Genomic DNA, 21,747 nt, shown 5'->3' with positions numbered 1-21,747 from the left:
TGAGGGCTCGGGTGCGCCTGGCCAGGCGCCTGTTGGCCAAAGGGCCTGAGGGTTTCCAGACGGAGGAAGGCGAGAAGGCTACGGATCAGCAGGGGCAGGTAGAAGGCCAGGAGCACCAGGAAGAGCCCCGGGGCTAGGAGGTGCAGGAGTAGGCTGTCCAGGCCCTCGGCCAGGGCCCTGGTGGCCAGGGTGAAGGCCGCCATGGGGAAGACGAAGGCCCATAGCCCGGGCTGGAACCCTAACCGTACCCGGTGGAGGAGGTTTTCCAGAAAAAGGGCCATGGCCAGGACAAACCACCACCCGCCCAGGCCCCATAGGGCGATCCCGAAGAGGTATAGGCCCTCGAGGCTTCCTGGGAACAAGCCCAGGGCCTTGGCGCCCTTAAGGAGGGAGAGGGGCGCGAGGATCCCCACCCCCACCGGGGCGAGGCCGATGAAAAAGCTGGGGACCAGCTCGGGGGCCGGGCGTTCGTGGGCGTAGAGGCGGGCCAGGAGGTTCGCCCCCACCCAGAGGAAGAGGATGAGGCCAAGCCCCAGGAACATGAGCATCCAGTAGAACGCCTCCTTGGCCCAGGGGCCCATAAGGGGCAGGAGGGGGCCTCCCGCCAGGGGCACCACAACGGAGGACACCGGCGGGATGAACCAGGTGCCGTTGGCGGCCTCGAAGGGAAGGCGCAGGCGGGTGAAGATCAAATAGCTGAGAAGGAGGCTCAGGAGGAGGACCAGGGGCGAGCCCACGGCGAAGAGGACCAGAGCGAGCTTCCCTTGCCCCAAAACCTCGTGGGTGGCCAGGCTGAAGAGCAAGAAGGCCAGGGGGAAGGTGGCGTAGAGCTGGGAAAGAAGGGGATGATGGAGCTCTTCCCGGACCCGGTCCCAGTGGCCGAAAAGCTTCGCCAGGAATATACCCAGGCTTGCGAGGAAGAGAAGGGCCACCACACCGTAATTCACCAGGGCCAGGGCCTCGAGGCCAAAGCGGTGGAAGGCAAGGGCCACCCCGCTTCCCCCCATGACCATGGCGAACCAGGCGGGGTGAAAGAAACGAGCACTCATACCCCCCATCATCGGATAGGGGTGGGGGGTATGTCAACGGGTGCGGAAGTATTCCACGGTGAGCCGGATGCCCTCCTGGAAACCCACCTCGGGCCGCCAGCCGTGGGCCATGAGCTTCAGGGGAGAGAGCACGCTTCTTTCCAGATCACCGGGACGCGGAGGGGCTGGGTTGACCTGTGGATTCTTGCCAGCGGCCTCGGCCACCGCCAGGAGGACCTCCTGGGTGGTGTGTCCCTCCCCCGTTCCCACGTTGTAGATTCCCTCCAGACCCTTCAGGGCCAGGTTGTGGGCCCGCACCACGTCGGCCACGTAGATGTAGTCCCGCACGCATCCTTCGTCCCCGGGGGTCCTTCTGGCGTAGAGGGTGACCGGTTCTCCCTTGAGGATCCTTTCCGAGAAAATGGCCACCACCCCGGCCTCGCCGTGGGGGTCCTGCCGGGGGCCGTAGACGTTGCCATAGCGCAGGGACACCCACTTGAGCCCGTAGTTTTGCCCGTAGGCGGAGAGGTAGTGCTCAAAGGAGGCCTTGCTGGCGGCGTAGGGGCTTTTGGGTTTGGGGGGCCAGGTTTCCTCGGCCCGTTCCCCTTCGGGAACCTCCCCGTAGATGGCTCCCCCGGTGGAGGCGAAGACCATTTTCTCCGCCCCCCACTTTCGCATGGCCTCGAGGAGGTTCAAGCCGCCCAGGAGGTTCACCTCGAAGTCCAGGGTGGGGTTATCCACGCTTACCTTCACCGAGGCCTGGGCCGCCTGGTGGGAAACGTGGGTGGGGCGGAACTCCCTAAAGACTCTTTCCAGGCTTTCCCTGTCCCTGAGGTCCACCTTGTAGAAGTAGATGCCTTTGGGGACGTTTTCCCGTCTGCCCGTGGAGAGGTTGTCCAAGACCGCCACCTCCACACCCTCGCGCACCAGGCTTTCCGCGATGTGGCTACCGATGAAACCCGCTCCGCCCGTTACCAATACGCGCATGCACATCCTCCTTCCCCGCCTCTAGCAGGGCGGGGCAGACCGCCTCCATCCTATAAGGCCCTAGTGTAAGGATTAGCCGATTTTGACCTCAGGCTCGTTTCCAGGCCGCCACTTGATGGTGCAGCCGATGGCGGGAGCCTCCTTAAGGGGTGGCTCCTCCCCCCTGAGCAGGGCTTCGATGGCGGCCTCGAGGTCGTGGGTCTGGACCTGTTCGGGGAACTTGGGGCTATCGTTCACCCGGCCGTGGTAGCGGAGGAGGCGCCTTTCGTCGAAGAGGAAGACCTCGGGGGTGCGCAAGGCCTTGTAGGCCTTGGCCACTTCCTGGCTCTCATCCAGGAGGTAGGGGAAGAAGATGCCGTGCTCCTTGGCGAACTCCACCATCTTCTCCGGGGCGTCGTCGGGGTAGCGCTCGTAGTCATTGGGGTTGATGCCCACGAAGGCCACCCGGCCCCGGTACTTCTCCGCCAGGCTCACGATCTCCTGGATGGAGCCCTTCACGTAGGGGCAGTGGTTGCACATGAAGATCACGGCCAAGAGGGGTTCCTGGAACTGGGAAAGCCGGTACCGTCCTCCCCGTGGGTCGGGAAGCTCGGCGTCGATTAAAGGGCTTTCTAGGGGTAGCTCCGGGTACTGCAGCATGGCGTCATCTTACCGCAGGGCCCAGGTGGGGGACAATAAGTCCCCGGTGCTCCAGGTATCATGCCCCCATGCGGGGGCTTACCTCACAGGAGGCGCAAAAACGCTTGGTAGAATACGGCCCCAACGCCCTTCCGGAAAAACCCTCTGAACCCCTTTGGCAACGGTTCCTGCGCCAGTTTCAAAGCCCTCTCATCTACATCCTCCTCTTTGCCTTGGCGGTGGACCTGGGCCTTTGGCTCTATGAGGGAGCCCATGGGCTTCCCCTGGAGGCCTTGGCCATTCTGGCCATCCTGATCCTCAACGCTACCCTGGGTACCCTGCAGGAGAAGCGCTCCGAGGAGGCCCTTAGGCGTCTTAAAGCCCTGGCGGAGCCCATGGCCTGGGTCCTCCGAGATGGTCGCTTCCAGCACCTCCCCAGCCGGGAGATCGTGCCCGGGGATGTGGTGCGCCTGGAGGCAGGGGACCGCATACCGGCAGATGGGGTGCTCCTCGAGGCCAGCGGGGTCTTGGTGGATGAAAGCCTCCTCACCGGGGAAAGCGTTCCGGTGGAGAAGAGGGTAGGGGACGAGGTCTTTTCCGGAACCCTGTTGGTGCGGGGAAGGGCCCTAATGGAGGTAAGCCGTACCGGCCTAAGGAGCGCCATGGGCCGCATCGCCGGGCTTCTGGCAGAGATGGAAGAGGAAAAAACTCCGCTGGAGCGGCGCCTCGAGGCCTTTGGCCATAGGGTGGCCCGCTGGGTGATGGGGCTTGCCGCAGCCCTAGTGGCACTGGGTTTTCTGGCGGAGGGCTTTTCCGCCCAAGTCCTTCTCTTCGCCGTGGCCCTGGCGGTAGCGGCGGTGCCCGAGGGGCTTCCTGCCGTGCTCACCCTGGCCTTGGCCCTGGGGGTGGAGCGCATGGCCCGCCGCAAGGCGGTGGTGCGGCGCCTTGCTGCGGTGGAGGCCTTGGGGAGCGTTACCGTTATCGCCACCGACAAGACGGGTACCCTCACGGAAAACCGCATGGAGGTGCAAAAGGTGGTGGGGCCGGACCCCCAGAGGGCTCTTCTCGCCATGGTCCTCTGCAACGATGCCGATCTGGAAACCGGCGCAGGGGACCCCTTGGAACTGGGTCTTTTGCGCTATGCGGCCCGGCACCTGAATGTGCAGCAAGTGCGCCATGAACACCCCAGGCTCTCTGAAAGGCCCTTTGACAGCGCCTGGAAGTACATGCGGGTTACCACGCCCGAGGGAAGCTTCCTCAAAGGGGCTCCCGAGGCCCTTATCCCCCGCCTTGCCCTAAGCCCGGAGGACAAAGCTTCCCTTTTGGAACAGGCGGAGGCCTATGCAAAGGAGGGCTTCCGGGTGCTGGCCTTGGCCCATGGCGAGGGGGAGAGGGAAGAGGGGCTAAGCTTTTTGGGCTTCGTCCTCCTTCTGGATCCTCCACGTCCGGAGGTACCGGAGGCGGTGGCCAAGGTGTTGAAGGCAGGGGTCAGGGTGGTGATGGTCACGGGGGATCACCCGGCCACTGCCTTGGCCATCGCCCGCCAGGTGGGTATTCCTGCGGAAGTGGTGGCCACCGGGGACGAGATCGGGGAACTCTCCGACGAAGAGCTTCTAGAGGTGGATGTCTTCGCCAGGGTCAAGCCTGAGGATAAGCTCCGCATAGTAGAAGCTTTTCGGAAGGCAGGCGAGGTGGTGGCCATGACCGGGGACGGAATAAACGACGCCCCGGCCCTCAAGCGGGCGGACGTGGGGGTGGCTATGGGCCAACGGGGCTCGGATGTCTCCCGGGAGGTGGCGGACCTGGTTCTCATGGATGATAACTTCGCCACCATCGTGGCGGCCATTGAAGAGGGGCGGAGCATCTACGAGAACATCCAGAAGTTCATTCGCTTCCTCTTCTCCACTAACCTCTCTGAGGTCTTGGTGGTGGCCTTGGGCATGGTGTTTGCCGCTCTCCTCAACCTCAGGGACGAGGCTGGGTACCTGCTTCTTCCCCTCACCGCGGTGCAGATTCTCTGGATCAACCTGGTGACCGATGGCCTTCCCGCCCTTGCCTTGGCCCTGGACCGTAATCCCGGGGTATTGGAGCGGCCGCCCAGGCCCAAGGACAGCCCCCTTTTGGACGCTCCCTCCTTGCGGTTCATCCTCCTCACGGGAACCATCAAGGCCGCCTTTGCCTTGTCGCTCTTGGCCCTTCTGCCGGGATGGGGGCGGATCCAAGCCCCTTTGGGTGCCGCCGAGGTGGCGCGTACCGCCACTTTCCACTTCATGACCCTGGGCCAGCTCTTCTTCGCTTACGCTGCTCGGCACACCCACCTGATGCCCCTGCCCAACCCGTATTTGCACGGGGCTGTGGCTTTGGGCATCGTCATTCAGCTCCTGCTGGGCACCCTGGCCCCGGGAGTTTTGGAAGCCGTTCCGGTGCCCGCATGGATCTGGGGGCTGGCCTTGGGTATGGCTCTCCTTGCCTGGCTCATGGCTGAAGGAATAGACCGGTTAGTATGGCGGAAGGAGGTTAAGAGATGAAGGCCAAGGACGCCATGACCAGCCCAGTGGTGAGTGTGCTTCCGGATACCTCCCTGGCGGAGGTGGCCCAGCTGATGTTGGGGAAAGGAATCGGGAGCGTGCTGGTGGTGGACAAAGAGGGCCGCTTGGTGGGCATTGTGACGGAAAGCGATTTCCTTAAGGAACGGGGCGTGCCCTTTTCCACCTTTCGGGCCCCCATGCTTCTGGGTCGCTTCCTGGGTTCTGACGGCCTGGAAGCAGTTTTGGCGGAGGCCAAGAGTACCCGGATAGAGGAGATCATGAGCAGCCCGGTGCACGCCGTGGGGCCGGAGGAACCGCTTTCCCGCGTCTTGGAGCTCATGCTGGCCTACGACATCAACCACGTTCCCGTGGTGGATGGGGAGGGTAAGCCTCTGGGGATCATCACCCGGTTTGACCTGCTCCGCCTGCTTCAGTCCCAGCTATGACCTGGCTGGCCTTCTTGGCGGTGGCCTTGGTCATCCTCCTGGCTGGGCGGCAGGTGGCCTTTTACGGGGATGTGCTATCGGAAAAGACCGGCCTCGGCCGCACCTTTATGGGGCTTTTCCTGGTGGGTATCACCACCAGCCTCCCCGAACTCTTCAACGTCACCAGCGCTGCCCTTCAGGGCCTCCCCGATATCGCCGTGGGGAACCTCCTTGGGGCCAGCATGGTCAACTTTCTTCTGCTCACGGTGCTGGATGCCGTCCATCCCCGTCCCCTCACCGTCCGGGCCAGCCAGGGGCACGCCTTGAGCCTGGGACTCGTGGTCCTCCTGTTGGCGGTGGCAGGGCTTGGCCTTTTGGCAGAGCGGGGTCTGGGGCGAGTCGGATGGTTTGCCCTGGGGCTTTTTCCCCTGTACCTTTTGGCCCTGTGGCTTTCCTTTCGCTACGCCAGGCGTTTCCCCCACGATGAGGTCCTCGAGGAGGAGGCCTACGCCCAAATTCCTTTGAGAAGTGCCTTGGGGCGCTACCTCCTGGGGGCTGGGGTTTTGGTGGGGGCGGCGGTCTTGCTTCCGGATTTGGCCGAGGCCCTAGCCCGGGAAACCGGGCTGGGCCAGGCCTGGGTGGGCACCTTCTTGGTGGGGTTGGTCACCACCTTGCCTGAGGCCACGGTGACCCTGGCGGCTGCCCGCCTGGGGGCGGTGGACTTGGCCCTGGGCAACGTGGTGGGGAGCGTGATGTTTAACAGCTTTCTGCTCTCCTACGCGGATGTCCTGGCGCCTGGCCCGCTGCTGATCCAGGTGGGGGGAAGCCATCTGCTGAGCGTCCTGGTGCTTTTGGGTATGGCAGGGACGGTGCTCACCGGGCTCATGTACCAGAGCCTGAGAAAGCTATGGGTCCTGGCCTACGATTCCTGGGCCATCGTGGCCCTTTACCTGCTTGCGGCTTCGCTTCCGCTGGTGCGGTAGGGGACTACCAGGACCGGTTTGGAGCTTCTGCGGACCACCTCCTGGGTCACGCTACCCAAAAGCACGGCATCCAACCCCGTCCGTCCGTGGGTGGCCATCACCAAAAGATCGTGCTTTCCCGCCTCCTTAAGGATGACCTCCGCCGCCCGCCCCTCGAGGAGATGGGCCTCAAATCCCACCCCGAGCTCCTCCGCCATGCGGGTGGCCCGGTCCAAGGCGGCCATGCCCTCTTTCCGCATGTCCTCCACCAGGGCCTGGTAGTAGGGAAGGGTTTCCGGGCCCAGGAAAAGCCTGGGCCCTACGGGCTCCAGCACGTAGAGAAAGGCCACCCGGGCCCCCAGGGCCTTGGCCAGGCGGAGCCCCTCCTTTACCCCAGCTTCGGCGGCCGGGCTTCCATCTGTGGGAAGAAGAAGGCTTCGGTACATGATTCACCCCTCGATGACCACGGGAAGGATCATGGGATCCCGGCCCGTGGCCTTCTTCAGGAACTTTTTCACCGGGAAGTAGATGTCGTCCCGGATGCGTTCCAGGGTCTTCTTCTCCCGCACCCCGTTTTGCAGGGCCTCGAGGGCCATGCGCTTCACCTCGCCCAAAAGCCGCTCCCCGGCCTTGACAAACCCCCGGGACACCACCTCCACCACCGGGTCCTGGCTCGCTAAGGCCGTGATGACCACGATTCCCTCCTCGGCCATGTGCTGGCGGTCGGCCAGGATCTCCTCGGTGATGTCCCCAACCCCCAGGCCGTCCACATAAAGGACCCCGGAGGGCACCTGGCCCACCTTCTCAAAGGTGTCCCGGGTTAGGCGGTAAATGGCCCCGTTCTCCCCGATAAGGGTTTTCTCCGGGGGACGGCTCATGGACTCCGCCAGCCACTTGAAGTTGGTCTGGTGGCGCACCTCCCCGTGCCAGGGGAGGAAGAAACGGGGGGTGGTGAGGTTCAGGATGAGCTTGAGCTCCTCTTGGGAGGCGTGCCCCGAGGCGTGAACCTTGTAGGTAGGGGGGTAGAGGACGTAAGCCCCCAGGGCGTAGAGCCGGTTGATGACCCGGTTCACCGCCTCCTCGTTGCCGGGGATGGGGCTGCTGGAGAGGATCACCGTGTCCCCGGGCTTGATGGCCATCTTGGCGTGGCCTTCAAAGGCCAGGCGGTGGAGGACGGACATGGGCTGCCCCTGGCTTCCCGTGGCCAGGATCAGCACCTGGTGGTCGGGGAGGTCCTTGACCTCCTCCAGGGTGTAGAGGCGGTCCTTCACCTTGAGGTAGCCCAGCTCCATGGCGATGCGGCTGAACCGCACCATGCTCCGCCCCTCCATGGCCACCTTGCGCCCATACTTCTCCGCCGCCCAGATCACCGCCTGGATGCGGTGGATGTGGCTGGCGAAGGTGGTGACGAAGACCCTGCCCGGGGCCCGGCCGATGACCCGGTCCAGTTCCTTGGCGATCTCCATCTCGCTCGGGGTGTAGCCGGGGCGCTCGGCGTTGGTGGAGTCGGCGATGAGGAGTAAGACCCCTTCCGCCCCCGCCTGGGCCACCTTGGCCAGGTGGGAGAGTTTACCGTCTATGGGGGTGGCGTCCAGCTTGAAGTCCCCGGTGTGCACGATGGTGCCGACGGGGGTGCGGATGACCAGCCCGGAGTTATCGGGGATGGAGTGGGTCATGCGGAAGAGGTCCAGGGTGAAGTAGCGCCCCACGCTGATGCGGTCATCGGGGGAGATCTCCTTGAGGTTGAAGCTCCCCGGCCTCAAACCGAACTCCTCCAGCTTCCCCTTTAGGAGGCCCAGGGTAAGCTTGGCCCCGTAGATGGGCACCTGGCTTTCCTTCCCGAAGACCATGGGGAGGATGAAGGGAAGCCCCCCGATGTGGTCCTCGTGTCCGTGGGTCAGGATCCAAGCCTTGATGAGGTGCCGGTTTTCGATGAGGTAGTCCACCCGGGGGATGAGGAGGTCCACCCCGGGCATGGCCTCGTCGGGGAAGGCAAGCCCCCCGTCCAGCACGAAAATCTCGTCCCGGAAGCGGAAGACGGTGATGTTCTTGCCGATCTCCCCCATCCCCCCTAGGGGAATGATCTCCACGTAGTCCTTACCCTCTCCAAGGCCTGGGGGAGCGGCGTCCGATGGCCTTCTGCGCCGTCTTTTCCTTGGCTTGCGTTCTTGGTTTTCCATAAACCTCCCATCTTCCCGGCCTGGCCGGGATCTTGCCCTAAGGAAAACCCCCCAGGGCTAGCTGCGCCGCCTGGGGGGGATCTTGCCCTCCAGCTCGGGCCGGATCAGGTCGATCTTGCCCCGCTCGTCGATGCGGTGCACCTTGACCTTGATCACGTCCCCCACCTTCAAGTGGTCCTCCACCCGCTCCACCCGGCCGGGGGCGATCTGGCTGATGTGAAGGAGCCCTTCGGTGCCGGGGAACAGGCTCACGAAGGCCCCAAAGGGGGTGATTTTGGTGACGGTGCCCTCGTAGATCTCGCCCACCTTGGCCTCCATGGTGAGCTCCTCGATGCGCTTCTTGGCCTTCTGGGCCGCCTCCATGTCGCTGGAGTAGATGCGCACCGTCCCGTCCTCCTCGATGTCCACCTCCACCCCAAGCTCCTCGAGGGCCCGCACGTTCTTCCCCCCGGGCCCGATGACGAGGCCGATCTTCTCCACCGGGACCTTCAGGGAGAGGATGCGGGGAGCGAAGGGCTTGAGCTCGGGGCGCGGGGCGGGAAGGACGCTTTCCATGAGGTCCAGGATCTTCATGCGGGCCTCACGGGCCTGCATGAGGGCTTCCTTCAGCACCTCCCGGGGAAGCCCACCCACCTTGTTGTCCATCTGCAAGGCGGTGACCCCCTTTCGGGTTCCCGCCACCTTGAAGTCCATGTCCCCCAGGGCATCCTCGAGCCCCAGGATGTCGGTGAGGATCACCGCCCGCTCCCCCTCCCACACAAGACCCATGGCCACCCCGGCCACCGGCGCCTTGAGGGGAACACCCGCGTCCATCAGGGCCAGGCATCCCGCACAGACCGTGGCCATGGAACTGCTGCCATTGGACTCCAGCACATCCCCCACCACCCGGATGGTGTAGGGGAAGGCCTCCTCGGGAGGCAGGACCGCCTTCAGGGCCCGCTTGGCCAGGTTGCCGTGGCCTATCTCCCGGCGGGAAACCCCCCTCAGGCGCTTAACCTCCCCGGTGGAGAAGGGGGGGAAGTTGTAGTGCACCAGGAACTTTTCCGTTTCGTCAATCCCCAGGTCGTCGATGATCTGCTCGTCCCGTCCCGTGCCCAGGGTGACGGTGCCCAGCACCTGGGTCTCCCCCCGGGTGAAGACGGCGGAGCCGTGGGTGCGGGGCAGGACGTCCACCTCGATCCAGATGGGCCGGAGGTCCTTGGGGGTGCGGCCATCCGCCCGCTTGCCTTCCTCCAGCACGAGGCGCCTGAGCTCTCTGCGCACCACCTCGTCAAAGGCGCTTTCGTAGAGGGGTTTCTTGCTCTCGTCCGGGGTGCCGTCCTCCAGCTTGGGCAGGGCCTCGGCCACCAGGGCCTCGGCGAAGGCCTCGAGGGCCCGGCTCCTCTCCCCCTTGCTGGCGGTTTGGAGCACAGCGGAAAGCCCCCGCTCCACGGCCAAGCGGTAGAACGCTTCCTTCTCCTCCTCGCTGAGGGTCTCCGGTGGGGTCCAGGCCATCTTGGGCTTGCCCAAGGCCTTGGCCATCTCCTCCTGCAGGTCCAGGATGGGCTGCATCTCCCGGTGGGCGAACTCCAGGGCCTGGACCAGGGTTTCCTCATCTACCTCCTGGGCCCCGGCCTCCACCATAAGGATGGCGTCCCGGCTTCCCGCCACCACCAGGTCCAGGGCGCTTTCCTCCAGCTCCTGCAGGGTGGGGTTCAGGACGAACTGCCCCCCAATGAGGCCCACCCGCACCGCGGCCACGGGGCCTTCCCAGGGAATGTCCGAAAGCATGAGGGCGGCGCTGGCCGCCGTGGGCCCCAGGATGTCCGGGGGGTTCTTCTGGTCGGCGGAGAGCACGGTGACGATCACCTGTACCTCGTGCCGGAACCCCTTGGGGAAGAGGGGGCGGATGGGCCGGTCCGTCATGCGGGCGGAGAGAATGGCCTTTTCCCCGGGCCGCCCTTCCCGGCGCATGAAGCTTCCCGGGATTTTGCCCACGGCGTAGTGCCGCTCCTCAAACTCCACGGTGAGGGGGAGGAAGTCCGCCTCTATGGGCTCCTCGGAGGCCTGGGCGGTGGCCAGGACCACGGTGTCGCCGTAGCGCACCAGGACCGAGCCCGAGGCCTGTTTGGCGTATTTCCCTGCCTCCAGCACCAGGGGGCGGCCAGCCACCTGGGTTTCGTACCTATGGGCCTGTGGGGTGTTGGGTGTGGCTTCCGGCATAGTTTCCTCAAGCGAAAGGCGGAGCCCTAAGGCCCCGCCCCCGACCTGGTTACCAGTTTACTTCCTAAGGCCCAGTTTCTCAACCAGGGCCTGGTAGCGCTCGGGGTCTTCCCGCTCCAGGTAGCGGAGAAGCCTGCGCCTCTGCCCCACCAGCATGAGAAGGCCGCGGTGGGAATGGTGGTCGTGCTTGTGGACCTTGAGGTGCTCGGAAAGCCGGTTGATGCGCAAGGTGAGTAAGGCCACCTGCACCTCAGTGCTCCCCGTATCCCCGGGGAAGCGGGCGAACTCCTCTATGACCTTTTGCTTTTCCTCTTTGCTGATGGGCATCTCTACCTCCGTCAGGGGGGAAGGCGCTTTTGGCCCCTTCCTCCTCGAGGCCCCGAAGGACCTCTATCAGGTTAGGGCCTGGCCCTCCTTCCGTCAAGCAGGAAAAGCAGGAGAGCCAAAAGGGCCAGACCCGCCCCCACGCTGAAGGCCAGCTCAGGCCCATAACTTTGCCAGAGAAAGCCGAAGATCAAGCTGGCCGGAAGGAGCAGAATCCCCACCACCGTGTGGTAAAGGCCGATGGCGGTGGCCTTGGCCTCCTGGGGTATGAGGGTGGCCAGATAGGCCCGGCTCGCCCCTTCAAAGGCCGCCGAGTACAGGGCGTAAAGAAGCAGGAGGGCCACGCCCCAAAACGCCGTCTCAGCCCAGGCGAAACCCAGGTAGACCGTGGCGTAAAGGGCAAATCCCAAGGCCACCACCCGCCTTAACCCCACCCGGTCCGCAAGGCCGCCCAGAGGGTAGGACAAAAGGGCATAAAGGAAGTTGTAGCCGGTGTAGGCCAGGGTGACTTGCTCCTGCGGGAGGCCTAGGTCCTTGAGCCGAAGGAGAAGGAAGGCATTGGAGGAAAGGGCCAGGGCAAAGATGCTGGAAACCAGGAGGAAGCGCCGGTAGGCGGCCGGTAGGGTCCTTAGGTAGCCTGACCGAAGGGATGGAAGGGAGTCCGTGGCCACCTTTACGCTTCTGGCTTCCCGGATCCAAAGGAGCGTGAGCACGGCCAGGAAGGCGGGAATGGCGGAAAGCCAAAACACCCCCCGCACCCCCACCTGGGGCAGGAGAAGGAAGGCCAGAAAGGGTCCCACGGTGGCCCCCAGGGTGTCCAGGCCCCGGTGAAGGCCGTAGGCCCGCCCCAGGGCGCTTTTGTCCACGCTTTCCGCCAGAAGGGCATCCCGGGGTGCGGTGCGCAGGCCTTTCCCGAGCCGGTCCAGGAAGCGGTAGAGGAGGACGTGCCAGGGACTCGAGGCCAGGGCCAGGATGGGTCTGAGAAAGGCGGGAAGGCCATAGCCCGCAAGCAGGAGGGGTTTCCTGCGGCCTACCCGATCCGAAATCCTTCCCCCCACCACCTTGAAGAGGCTGGCGGTGGCCTCGGCCACTCCCTCCACCAAACCGATGGCCCCGGCTCCTGCGCCCAGGCTGGCGAGGAATAGGGGCAAAAGGGGGTAGACCATCTCGCTGGCCACATCCATCAGGAAGCTGACCAGCCCTAAAAGGTAAACCAAGGGAGGAAGTTTCATGGACGATGGCGAAAGTAGAGCCAGAGCAAGAAAGGCTCAGGCAGAACCATGATGAGGGAAAGGGGGTCCAGGGGAGCGGGGGAGAGAAGGGCAGGACCCAACGGGGTGAAAAAGGGCAAGGGCAGGGTGCGGGTGACCAGGAAAAGCAGGAGAAACATCCCAGAAAGCCCCACCCCAACCTTCCATACCACGGGGGCGAAGGAAGGGTCCCTGTCCGGGTACATGAAGCGGAGGACCCAAAGGGCTAGAGCATAGGTTACCTTCAAGGCCAGGAGGACCAAAAAGAGCTGGCCGTAAAGGTAGTACTCGTTCACCAAGCCGTACATCACCGCCTCAGCTTCGGAAACCCCTAGGGCGCTTCCGCAAAGCCCCTGGCCCAGCTTATCCCCCAAGCCCAGTCCCAGAAATTGCAGGAAGAAGGGAAGGAGGGAGAGGCCCACCACCCAAGGGAGACTCCTACCAGGGATAAACCCCACGCCCATAGCCTTTTCCTTTGCGGGAAAAAGGTCAAGGGCCGGAAGTCTCCGGCCCTTGCGCCACCCATGATCTACCAGAGGCGCATCCCCGGCACCGGGTTCAGGTTGCTGAACAGCTGCACCAGGGTGGGGCCATAGGCCAGCACCACCAGGATCACCGCCACCAGGAACCAGAAGCCGATCCGGTCCATGGCCTGGACCAAGGGACGGTCCTCGGGGCCGGAGATGACCTCGGCGAAGGGCACCGGGGCCTCGGCCAGCTCTGCCTTGCGCTCCCGGCCCAGAAGGACGCTGAAGAGGCCGTAGATGAAAAGGAGGAGGGCCACCAGCAGGATGATGCCCGCCAGGATGTTGAAAACCATGGGCAGGGCGGCATGGGTGTACGCGTCTGGCACCTGGGAGATGTAAGCCCGCCTGGGTACGTTCAAGAGACCTTGCCAGTGAAGCCCCAGGGCCATGAGCATCATGCCGATGAACCAAAGCCAGACCACTGCCAGGCCGAGCCGCCTTTGCCCATCGGAGATGGGCTTACCCGTGAGGTTTGGGATGAGCCACCACAAGGAACCCATGCCCGTGAGGGTCACCAGGCTGGCCACCTGGAGGTGGAAATGGCCAGGGATCCAGGCTGTGTTGTGGACCACGTAGTCCAGGGTGAAACTGGCGTTGACGATACCCCCGGCTCCCCCCGGGATGAAACCCAGGAGGCCCAGCACAGGGGCCACAAAGGCGGGGTTATCCCAGGGCAGGGCCTTGATCCAGCCGAAGAGCCCCTTACCCCCCCGCATCCTGCCAGCAAACTCCAGGCTGGCGGCCACGGTGAAGGCGGTCATGAGACTGGGCACGGCCACGAAGAGGGTGAGGATGGAGTGGATCATCTTCCAGGTGGGGTCAATGCCGGGGTCGGCGAACTGATGGTGGAACCCCACCGGGGTGGAGAGGAGAAGGAAGAGCAGGAAGGCCAGACGGGCCATGGGATCGGATACCAGCTTGCCCCCTGCTTGCTTGGGAAGCACGGTGTAGATGATGGCGTAGGCCGGCATAAGCCAGAAGTAGACGATGGGGTGGCCCGTCCACCAGAAAAGGGTGCGGGCGATCAAGGGGTCAACGCCCTGGATAAGGCCAAAGGACCAGGGGAGGAGGAAAAGCACCGCCTCCAGCACCAGCCCGATGGAGGCGATGAACCACATGAGCCAGTACACCACGGCCATGTAGGTGACCAGGGGGGTCACCTGACCAGGATGCTGGGCCTTCCAGCGCCGCCAGAGGTCCAGGACAATATAGATGCTAACCCAGGTGGAGAGGACGAAGATGCTGGCCCCCAGGTAGAAGGCCCAGTGTCCTTTAAGGGGTGGGTAGAAGGTATAGAGGACCGTGGCCTCGTTGGCCAGAAGAGGCAGGGCAGCGATGACCAAGCCGATAAAGGCCATCCACCAGGAAAGCCACATGAGCCCCATGTTGGGCCGCAGGTTCAGCTCCCTGGCGGGCAGGTAGACCATGATGGCCTGGGCGAAAAGCTGGGTGAAGACAATGGCGTTGAGCACCCCGTGCAGGGTCAGGCCCTGGTAGTAAGACTGCACGAAGGGAAGAAGGCGCTTAAGAAGGGGATAGGCGTCCACGTTCCCGTAGTTCAGGGCCTGGAAGGGGCCAAAGAGGCTTCCAATAATCACGGCGATGAAGCCCAGGACCAAGAAGTAGAGGGTGGCCTTCTTCTCCGGATAGGCCTCGTAGATCCGGCTCAAATCAGAGGTACGCACCGCCATGGCTCACTCCTTCACCACGACCTTGCCGAACATGTTCTGGTGGCCTATGCCGCAGTACTGGTTGCAGATGATCCGGTATTCCCCGGCCTTTTTGAAGGTATACCGCACGGTGGACACCTCCCCGGGGAGAACCTCCACGTTGATGTTGGTGCCCTCCACATGGAAGCCGTGGATCACATCGCGGCTAGTAACCTTGAAGATGATCTCTGCCCCTTTGGGAACCTCAATGGGGTTAGGCTGATAGCTGTAGGCTAAGGCCAGGACATAGACCGTGTACTGATTGGGACCGGTCTGCACCACTGCCTGGGCGGGATCGGCCCACGGGCCTTTGTCTTGGACCTTGGTAGGATCCACCCGCTCCAGCTGCCCTGCAGGGATCACCCCGGCGGTGTGGGTGGCCAGGGTGTAGGCGATGAGGGCGATAAAGACCACCAGCATGACCAAGGAGAAGGCCAGCCATCCCTTCTCGTAAACCAGAATCGCTTTGTGGGCCTTGTGCTCATCCACCATACCCTACCCCCTGGAGAAGAAGACGGCGTATACCCCCAGCCAGAAGACGAGGATGGTGAGGGTAAGAACCACTATCACTCCCATTGCGCCGACCGGTTTTTCCTCCATACCCTTCCTCCCTTACGGCAGGTTGCCGTATACGGGGCCCATGTTAGCCCAAAGCTGAGAAAAGGGTGAAGTACATTTGTCCCTATATGAGAAGGACTGAGGCAATGGGGGCTCCTTTCAAGAAGATAGGGGCGAGGCCTGATGCCTCGCCCCTTGGGAAGGGAGATCCCTAAGTGCTTCCCACTCGGGCCAGCACCTGGCGGCTCACTTCCTTCAGGGTTTCAAAAACTCCTTTACCCTCTGTGGCCACGGCCTCGAAGACGGGAAAGCGCCCTTCGGGGTCCACCACCGCCTGGATCATCTCCACGGGAAGGGCGTCGGGTAGGTCCCGTTTGTTTACCTGGAGCACCACGGGGATGTCCTCCACCTTGAGCCCGTATTCCGCCAGGTTCTCCCGCATGTTGCGCATGCTCTCGGCGTTGGCCCGGAGACGGTTGGGGGCGGAATCCGCCACGAAAACGATGCCGTCCACACCCCTCAGGATCAGCTTGCGGCTGGCGTTGTAGAAGACCTGCCCCGGCACGGTGTAAAGATGGAAGCGGGTCTTGAAACCCTTGACCTCACCCAGGTCCAGGGGAAGAAAGTCAAAGAAAAGGGTGCGCTCGTCCTCGGTGGCCAGGGAAACCATCTCCCCTTTACGGCCTTCGGGGATGCGGCTGTATATCCACTTGAGATTGGTGGTTTTCCCGGAGAGCCCCGGGCCATAGTAGACGATTTTGAAGTTGATCTCGCGGTTAGCGAAGTTGATGGTGCTCATGCTAGTTGCCGAAGAGTTCGTCCAGCAGGGCTTTGGCCTCCTCGCGGTACTGGGTGTCCAGGTTCAGCTTGGGTGGGTTGGCCAGGGCTTCCTCGGCCAGGCGGGCCAGCGTTTCCGCCGCCCGCTTCCCGTGGAGCTTGATCTTGCCCAGGGGGGCGTTCTCGTCAAAGACCAGGACCAGGAGGGCCGCCTCGCCGGCTTCGTCCACATAGAGCCCCATGTGTTCCCCTTGGTGCACCACCTCTTGGAAGCGTGCCTCTCCCAGCAGCTTGGCCAGGGCCTGGGTGGCGGCGGCGTTTCCCGCTACCAGGGTGGCCAGGGAGTCCAGGGGCGGGGGCTTGGGGGCCCAGAGGGCCTCCTTGTGGGCCAGGACGAATCCCTTGCGGTCAATGAAGAGGGCATAGCGGGCCCCGGTTTCCTGCAGGGTTTCCTGCAGCACGTCCATGGCCCGCTGGTACAGGGTCCCGTAGAGGACCAGGGAAGGTTCCACCATAGTATGCTCAGTCTACCATGAGGTCGTTTCTGGAAGAGGCCAGGGTGCTTTTGGAGGAGCTGGTGGCCTTGCCCACGGTGAGCGCGGAGGGAAGGGCCCTCGAGGAGGGTGCGGCCAAGGTGGCCGAGGTGCTTCAGGACCTGGGCCTTAAGGCAGAGCTCCATCGGGGTTATGGGCCCCCGGTGGTCTACGCCGAGGGGGGTGAGGGGGAAAGGGTCCTTTTGTTTTACAACCACTACGATGTTCAGCCCCCCGATCCCTTGGAGTTATGGGAAACCGAGCCCTTTCGCCTGGTGGAACGGGACGGCCTCTGGTATGGCCGGGGTACCCACGACGACAAGGGGGAGCTGGTGGCCAGGGTTATGGCCCTGCGCTTATTCCAGGAAAAGCACGGCTTTCTTCCCCGGGTGAAGTTCGTGGTGGAGGGGGAGGAGGAGGTGGGAAGCCCCCATCTTGCGGACTACGTCCGGGATAAAAAGGACCTCCTGAAGTCCGGGGCCATCGTCTGGGAGGCAGGGGGGGTGGACGCCAAGGGGCGCCCCTACCTGTATGCCGGCCTTAAGGGCATCGTGGCCCTCGAGCTTCGGGTGCGCACCGCTGCCTTTGACCTGCATTCCTCCTACGGGGCGGTGGTGGAAAACCCCATTTACCGCTTGAGCCGGGCCATCGCCAGCCTGCGGGATGAGGAGGGAAGGGTCCTCATCCCGGGTTTTTACGACCGGGTCCGCCCCCTTTCGCCCAAGGAGATGGAGGTGCTAGCGGAGATTCCCGATGAGTCGGAGGCGCTGAAGGAAGCCTTGGGCGTGCGGGACTTCCTGGGCGGGGCCAGGAACCTGGAATTCCACCAGCGCCTTTATGCGGAGCCCTGCGTCAACGTAAACGGCTTCCACTCGGGCTATGGGGGCCCAGGTTCCAAGACCGTGCTGCCGGCGGAGGCCTTTGCCAAGCTGGACTTCCGCCTGGTACCCGACCAGGATCCGGAGGAGATCCCAGAGCTTTTGAGGCGGCACCTCGAGGCCCAGGGCTTCCACGACGTGGAGGTGGTGGTCCTGGAGAAGGGAGAGCACCCGGCACGCTCGGATCTTTCGCATCCCTTTGTGGGCCTTGCCCAGAGGGCGTTAGAGGAAGCCTTTGGGGCGAAGGCGGTGCTTTACCCCAACATGGCGGGGTCCGGTCCCATGCATCCTTTTCTGCACCACCTGGGAGCCCCGGCGGTGGGATTGGGGGTGGGGTATCCGGGAAGCCGGGTGCATAGCCCCAACGAGCACATCCGCATCCGGGATTTTGAGCGGGGCACCCTGGCCCTTCTCCGGCTTCTTGAGCTTTACTTTCTCGGAAGCTAGCGCCATCTGCTAGGCTCTTAGGGGTATGCGTCTTTTCTTTGGCGAGCGCGATACCCCTTACCAGGAGGCCCGGGTGGTGGTCCTGCCCGTGCCCTACGACCTTTCCCTCTCCTTCTTGCCGGGGGCGAGGCGGGGCCCTGAGGCCATCTTGCTGGCCAGCCGGGAGCTGGAGCCTTTTCTCTTGGAGATCGAGGTGGCCCCGGAGGAGGTGGGCATCCATGCGGCGGAGCCGGTGCCCTGGGTGGCGGGAAACGCCGAGGAAAGCCACGCTCTGATCCGGGAAGCCGCCCTCACCCACCTTCGGGCGGGCAAGTTCCTGGTGGCCCTGGGGGGGGACCATTCCATCACCCACCCCCTGGTCCAGGCCCACCGGGAGGCCTTGGGGGCGTTTTCCCTTCTCCACATCGATGCCCATGCCGACCTTTACCCCGAGTGGCAAGGCTCGATGTACTCCCATGCCTCGCCCTTTTACCGCTTGCTGGGGGAGGGTTTCCCCTTGGTCCAGGTGGGGATCCGGGCCATGGATCAGGATTCCCTGGCCTTGGCCAGGACGAAGGGGGTGGCCCTATTCCCCGCTCACCGCCTGCACCGGGAGGGCCTTCCGTTAAGGGAGATCCTCGATGCCTTGGGGGAGAGGGTGTACATCAGCCTGGACTTTGACGCCCTGGATCCCAGCGTTATGCCCAGCGTGGGCACTCCCTTACCCGGGGGGCTTTCCTACCGCCAGGTGGTGGACCTCCTGGAGGCGGTCTTCCGAGAAAAGGAAGTGGTGGGCATGGACTTCGTGGAGCTTTCTCCCAACGGCCAGTTCCACGCGGAGATGACCGCGGCCCAGCTGGTCTATCACGCCATCGGCCTGAAGGGCCTCCAGGCAGGGTGGCTCGAGGCCAGGGGCCTGTAGGCCACATTTCCTTCCCCCGCTTGCCCGTAGCCTGGGAAGAGGATGCCCTGGCTCTTGGGCGTGCTCCTCCTGGGGGTGGGCCTGGCCCAGCCCCTCACCCTGCCCGACCTCTGGGAGAGGGCTTATGGGGAAGGGGGGTTCCGGGTGGAACGGGTCTTGGAGAGGAACCCCCGTTTCACCCGGGTGCTTTTCTCCCATCTTTCCGATGGGCTTCGGGTGTACGGGTTTGCCAACCTGCCTTTGGGCCAGGGTCCCTTTCCCGTAGTGGTGGTGCTCCACGGGTATGTGGAGCCGAGCCGCTACCAAACCCTGGCCTACACCGCTCCCTACGCCGACTTTCTGGCGGAGGCAGGGTACCTGGTCCTCCACCCCAACTACCGGGGCCATCCCCCCTCGGAGGGGAGGCCCGCCATGGGCCTGCGCCACGCCTACGCGGTGGATGTGCTGAATCTATTGGCCGAGGTGCGCAAGGGCGTCCTGCCCCAGGCGGATGGGAGGCGCATCGGCCTCTTCGGCCACTCCATGGGTGGGGGGATTGCCCAGGTGGTGGCCCTGGTGGATCCCCGCCTGAAGGGTGTGGTGCTTTACGGGAGCATGAGCGGGGACGAGAGGCGGAATCTGGAGCGGATCCGCTACTGGTCGGGGGGTACTCGAGGCCAGGAGCTTCTCACCCTTCCTGCCAAAACCCTGGCGGAGGCTTCCGCCTGGACCTACCTGGAGAGGGTTGCCGTGCCCTTCAGCGTCCACCATGGCATCCAGGACGCCCAGGTGCCCCCGGAGTGGTCATGGGAGCTTTGCCGAAGGCTTAAGTCCTTGGGGAAGCCAGTGGAGTGCTTCAGCTACCCGGCGGGCCACCTCTTCCGCGGTCCGGTGGACCAGGCGTTCCGCCAGAGGGTTCTGGCCTTTTTCGGACGGGTCTTGCGGTAACCTTGGGCCATGCAGGCCTTCTTTGAGAACCTCGAGGCCCTCTTCTTTGCCCTTGCCTTCGGGAGTGTGGTCTTTGGCCTTCTAGCCCGCCTGCTGGGGGTGCGGCGCACCTGGCCCTTCTTCCTGCTGGCTGCCCTTTGGCTGGTCCTTGGCCTCCTCCTTCGGTTAGAATAGCCCTTCGTGGCCAAGCGCGTGGTTTCCGTGTCCCTGGGGGCTAGCCGCCGGGACTCCGTGGTCCAGGTGGAGCTCCTCGGGGAGGAAGTGGTGTTGGAAAGGCGGGGCACGGATGGCGACTTCCAGAAAGCCTTGCGCCTCATTGCTGAGCTGGATGGGAAGGTGGACGCCATCGGCCTCGGGGGCATTGACCTTTACCTTTGGGCAGGGGGGCGGCGCTACACCATCCGGGATGCCAAAAGGCTAAAGGAGGCGGCCCGTAAAACCCCGGTGGTGGATGGCTCGGGCCTCAAGCACACCTTGGAGCGCCGGGCAGTGGCCCAGCTGGCGGGGCTGATAGACTGGAAAAGTACCAAGGTGCTTCTACCCTCCGCCGTGGACCGCTTCGGCTTGGCCGAGGCCCTGCACGAGGCCGGGGCCAAGGTTCTTTACGGGGACTTCATCTTTGCCCTGGGTTTACCCATACCCCTTTACTCCCTCTCCTTCCTGCAGAAACTGGCCTTCGTCCTCCTCCCGGTCCTTACCCAGCTTCCCTTCCAGCTTCTTTACCCCACAGGGGAAAAGCAGGAGAAGCGGGCGGTGGACTGGCGAAGCCGCTACTACACCTGGGCGGACCTGGTGGCGGGGGACTGGCACTACATCAAGCGGCACATGCCCGACGAGATGCGGGGGAAGATGGTGCTCACCAACACCACCACGGAGGAGGACGTGGCCTTCTTGCGGGAGAGGGGGGTGAAACGCCTCATCACCACCACCCCCCGCTTGAACGGGCGAAGCTTTGGCACCAACGTCATGGAGGCCCTTTTGGTGGCCCTGGCCGGGCGGGAGCTTGGGGAAGAGGAGTACCTCCGGTATATTGACCTCTTAGGGCTTAGGCCCCAGGTCCTGGACCTACAGGAGGAAGCATGATCAGCGTGACCGACCTTAGACCCGGAACCAAGGTGAAGATGGAGGGCGGCCTTTGGGAGTGCGTGGAGTACCAGCACCAGAAGATTGGCCGCGGGGGGGCCAAGGTGGTGGCCAAGTTCAAGAACCTGGAAACGGGGGCCACCATCGAGCGCACCTTCAACTCCGGGGAGAAGCTGGAAGACATCTACGTGGAAACCCGGGAGCTCCAGTACCTGTACCAGGAGGGGGACGACCTGGTCTTCATGGACCTGGAGACCTACGAGCAGTTCCACCTGCCCAAGGATCAGGTGGAGGCTGCCCGGTTTCTCAAGGAGGGCATGACCGTTCTGGGGGATATGTACGAGGGGCGACCCCTGAAGATTACCCCGCCCACCGTGGTGGAACTCAAGGTGGTGGACACGCCCCCGGGGGTGCGGGGGGATACGGTCTCCGGCGGGAGCAAACCCGCCACCTTGGAAACGGGAGCGGTGGTGCAGGTGCCCCTTTTTGTGGAGCCCGGCGAGGTCATCAAGGTGGATACCCGCACGGGCCAGTACGTGGGCCGGGCCTAGGCCAGGATAAGGGGCCTGGGGGAATCCCAGGTCCCTCTTGCCTCCGGCATATTTTGACCGGGTACAAAAGCCGTTTCGTGGGCACATGGGGTAAGCTTTATGCCGCGAGGTGTACCCATGACGCCCAAGGAGCTGAAACAGATCCTGCAGGCCCTGGTGGAGCACGGGGTGAGCGAGCTTACCCTGGAAACCCCTGATTACAAGCTGACCGTGCGCCGAGGAGGCGAGGTGCAGGTGGTGGCCTTGCCGCAAGCGGTAACTGCCCCTGCGGCCTCGCCTCCCTCCCTGCCCACCCCCACTGCTCCTGGTGCCCCAGCCCCTGCGGATTTGGCTCCGGCAGCCGGAGCCCCGG

The 21,747-nt window shown here is 63.9% G+C and carries 23 protein-coding genes and 1 pseudogene; 10 read left to right on the top strand and 14 right to left on the bottom strand.

Translation table 11 applies throughout. From position 1 onward, the window contains the following. The 3 genes from AC27GT_RS03565 to AC27GT_RS03555 all read right to left on the bottom strand — a co-directional run. The coding region (locus AC27GT_RS03565) for an SLAC1 family transporter (RefSeq protein ID WP_487223556.1) at positions 1–1,049 on the bottom strand (1,049 nt) is incomplete at its 3' end. Between the two features lie 33 nt (positions 1,050–1,082). After that, the gene (locus tag AC27GT_RS03560) at positions 1,083–2,015 is read right to left on the bottom strand and encodes an SDR family NAD(P)-dependent oxidoreductase (protein ID WP_487223555.1); all 933 of its coding nucleotides are present in this window, start codon (positions 2,013–2,015) and stop codon (positions 1,083–1,085) included. A 72-nt stretch (positions 2,016–2,087) separates the two neighbouring features. Beyond that, a complete protein-coding gene (locus tag AC27GT_RS03555; RefSeq protein WP_487223554.1) occupies positions 2,088–2,654 on the bottom strand; it encodes a thioredoxin family protein in 567 nt (188 codons plus the stop codon). 68 nt (positions 2,655–2,722) lie between these two features. Between AC27GT_RS03555 and AC27GT_RS03550 the strand changes: the two genes are divergently transcribed. Genes AC27GT_RS03550 through AC27GT_RS03540 form a run of 3 tightly spaced genes read left to right on the top strand, consistent with a single transcriptional unit; the run spans position 2,723 to position 6,569 of the window. Continuing rightward, a complete protein-coding gene (locus AC27GT_RS03550) occupies positions 2,723–5,161 on the top strand; it encodes a cation-translocating P-type ATPase (RefSeq protein WP_487223553.1) in 2,439 nt (812 codons plus the stop codon). Beyond that, positions 5,158–5,607: a CBS domain-containing protein gene (locus tag AC27GT_RS03545; RefSeq protein WP_038030137.1), complete on the top strand. Its 450-nt coding sequence runs from the start codon at positions 5,158–5,160 to the stop codon at positions 5,605–5,607. Before AC27GT_RS03550 ends, AC27GT_RS03545 begins: the two co-directional genes overlap by 4 nt. Beyond that, a complete protein-coding gene (locus tag AC27GT_RS03540; protein ID WP_038030139.1) occupies positions 5,604–6,569 on the top strand; it encodes a sodium:calcium antiporter in 966 nt (321 codons plus the stop codon). The genes AC27GT_RS03545 and AC27GT_RS03540 overlap by 4 nt, the downstream gene beginning before the upstream one ends. On the opposite strand, the gene AC27GT_RS03535 is transcribed toward AC27GT_RS03540, so the two are convergent. From AC27GT_RS03535 to mglB, 11 genes are all read right to left on the bottom strand, one after another. Next, a complete protein-coding gene (locus tag AC27GT_RS03535) occupies positions 6,533–6,994 on the bottom strand; it encodes a universal stress protein (protein WP_071676300.1) in 462 nt (153 codons plus the stop codon). The two genes, AC27GT_RS03540 and AC27GT_RS03535, sit on opposite strands and share 37 nt — an antisense overlap. Positions 6,995–6,997: 3 nt before the next feature. Beyond that, the gene (locus AC27GT_RS03530) at positions 6,998–8,728 is read right to left on the bottom strand and encodes a ribonuclease J (protein ID WP_038030143.1); all 1,731 of its coding nucleotides are present in this window, start codon (positions 8,726–8,728) and stop codon (positions 6,998–7,000) included. A gap of 57 nt (positions 8,729–8,785) precedes the next feature. Beyond that, positions 8,786–10,930 carry a polyribonucleotide nucleotidyltransferase gene (pnp, locus tag AC27GT_RS03525; protein WP_038030146.1) on the bottom strand — a complete coding sequence of 715 codons (2,145 nt, stop codon included), beginning with the start codon at positions 10,928–10,930 and terminating at the stop codon, positions 8,786–8,788. Between the two features lie 57 nt (positions 10,931–10,987). Next, on the bottom strand, positions 10,988–11,257 hold the full coding sequence (rpsO, locus tag AC27GT_RS03520; protein ID WP_038030148.1) for a 30S ribosomal protein S15: 270 nt from the start codon (positions 11,255–11,257) through the stop codon (positions 10,988–10,990). Positions 11,258–11,328: 71 nt separating this feature from the next. After that, positions 11,329–12,486 carry an MFS transporter gene (locus AC27GT_RS03515; protein WP_038030150.1) on the bottom strand — a complete coding sequence of 386 codons (1,158 nt, stop codon included), beginning with the start codon at positions 12,484–12,486 and terminating at the stop codon, positions 11,329–11,331. Then, the gene (locus tag AC27GT_RS03510; RefSeq protein WP_126164725.1) at positions 12,483–12,968 is read right to left on the bottom strand and encodes a hypothetical protein; all 486 of its coding nucleotides are present in this window, start codon (positions 12,966–12,968) and stop codon (positions 12,483–12,485) included. The genes AC27GT_RS03515 and AC27GT_RS03510 overlap by 4 nt, the downstream gene beginning before the upstream one ends. Before the next feature lie 65 nt (positions 12,969–13,033). Then, positions 13,034–14,722 (bottom strand): b(o/a)3-type cytochrome-c oxidase subunit 1, encoded by a 1,689-nt coding sequence (locus AC27GT_RS03505; protein WP_038030152.1) that lies wholly within the window; start codon positions 14,720–14,722, stop codon positions 13,034–13,036. Positions 14,723–14,725: 3 nt separating this feature from the next. Continuing rightward, positions 14,726–15,232, bottom strand: coding sequence for a cupredoxin domain-containing protein (locus tag AC27GT_RS03500; RefSeq protein ID WP_038030154.1), 507 nt, complete (start codon positions 15,230–15,232; stop codon positions 14,726–14,728). Positions 15,233–15,235: 3 nt separating this feature from the next. Continuing rightward, positions 15,236–15,340: a cytochrome c oxidase subunit 2A gene (locus tag AC27GT_RS03495; RefSeq protein ID WP_038030155.1), complete on the bottom strand. Its 105-nt coding sequence runs from the start codon at positions 15,338–15,340 to the stop codon at positions 15,236–15,238. 169 nt (positions 15,341–15,509) lie between these two features. Next, a complete protein-coding gene (gene mglA / locus AC27GT_RS03490) occupies positions 15,510–16,097 on the bottom strand; it encodes a GTPase MglA (RefSeq protein ID WP_015716872.1) in 588 nt (195 codons plus the stop codon). Position 16,098: 1 nt separating this feature from the next. Beyond that, positions 16,099–16,590, bottom strand: coding sequence for a GTPase-activating protein MglB (gene mglB, locus AC27GT_RS03485; RefSeq protein ID WP_038030157.1), 492 nt, complete (start codon positions 16,588–16,590; stop codon positions 16,099–16,101). A gap of 17 nt (positions 16,591–16,607) precedes the next feature. On the opposite strand from mglB, the gene AC27GT_RS03480 reads away from it, so the two are divergent. The 7 genes and pseudogenes from AC27GT_RS03480 to AC27GT_RS03450 form a co-directional block, all read left to right on the top strand. Further along, positions 16,608–17,933, top strand: coding sequence for a M20/M25/M40 family metallo-hydrolase (locus tag AC27GT_RS03480; RefSeq protein ID WP_038030159.1), 1,326 nt, complete (start codon positions 16,608–16,610; stop codon positions 17,931–17,933). A gap of 25 nt (positions 17,934–17,958) precedes the next feature. Beyond that, a complete protein-coding gene (gene speB / locus AC27GT_RS03475) occupies positions 17,959–18,834 on the top strand; it encodes an agmatinase (RefSeq protein WP_038030161.1) in 876 nt (291 codons plus the stop codon). A gap of 42 nt (positions 18,835–18,876) precedes the next feature. Then, a complete protein-coding gene (locus AC27GT_RS03470; RefSeq protein ID WP_038030163.1) occupies positions 18,877–19,761 on the top strand; it encodes an alpha/beta hydrolase family protein in 885 nt (294 codons plus the stop codon). A 9-nt stretch (positions 19,762–19,770) separates the two neighbouring features. Beyond that, a complete protein-coding gene (locus tag AC27GT_RS03465) occupies positions 19,771–19,935 on the top strand; it encodes a hypothetical protein (protein ID WP_172640108.1) in 165 nt (54 codons plus the stop codon). A 6-nt stretch (positions 19,936–19,941) separates the two neighbouring features. Further along, positions 19,942–20,844: a PHP domain-containing protein gene (locus tag AC27GT_RS03460; RefSeq protein WP_038030166.1), complete on the top strand. Its 903-nt coding sequence runs from the start codon at positions 19,942–19,944 to the stop codon at positions 20,842–20,844. Continuing rightward, entirely contained in the window at positions 20,841–21,395 is a 555-nt protein-coding gene (gene efp, locus AC27GT_RS03455) for an elongation factor P (protein ID WP_015716879.1), read from the top strand. Before AC27GT_RS03460 ends, efp begins: the two co-directional genes overlap by 4 nt. Positions 21,396–21,512: 117 nt before the next feature. Beyond that, positions 21,513–21,747 (top strand): annotated as a pseudogene (locus AC27GT_RS03450) (acetyl-CoA carboxylase biotin carboxyl carrier protein); the annotation flags it as partial.

This window comes from Thermus sp. KWY1, assembly GCF_057547025.1.
The sequence above is the reverse complement of the archived record's forward strand: the minus strand, read 5'-3'. Positions and strand labels throughout refer to the sequence as shown.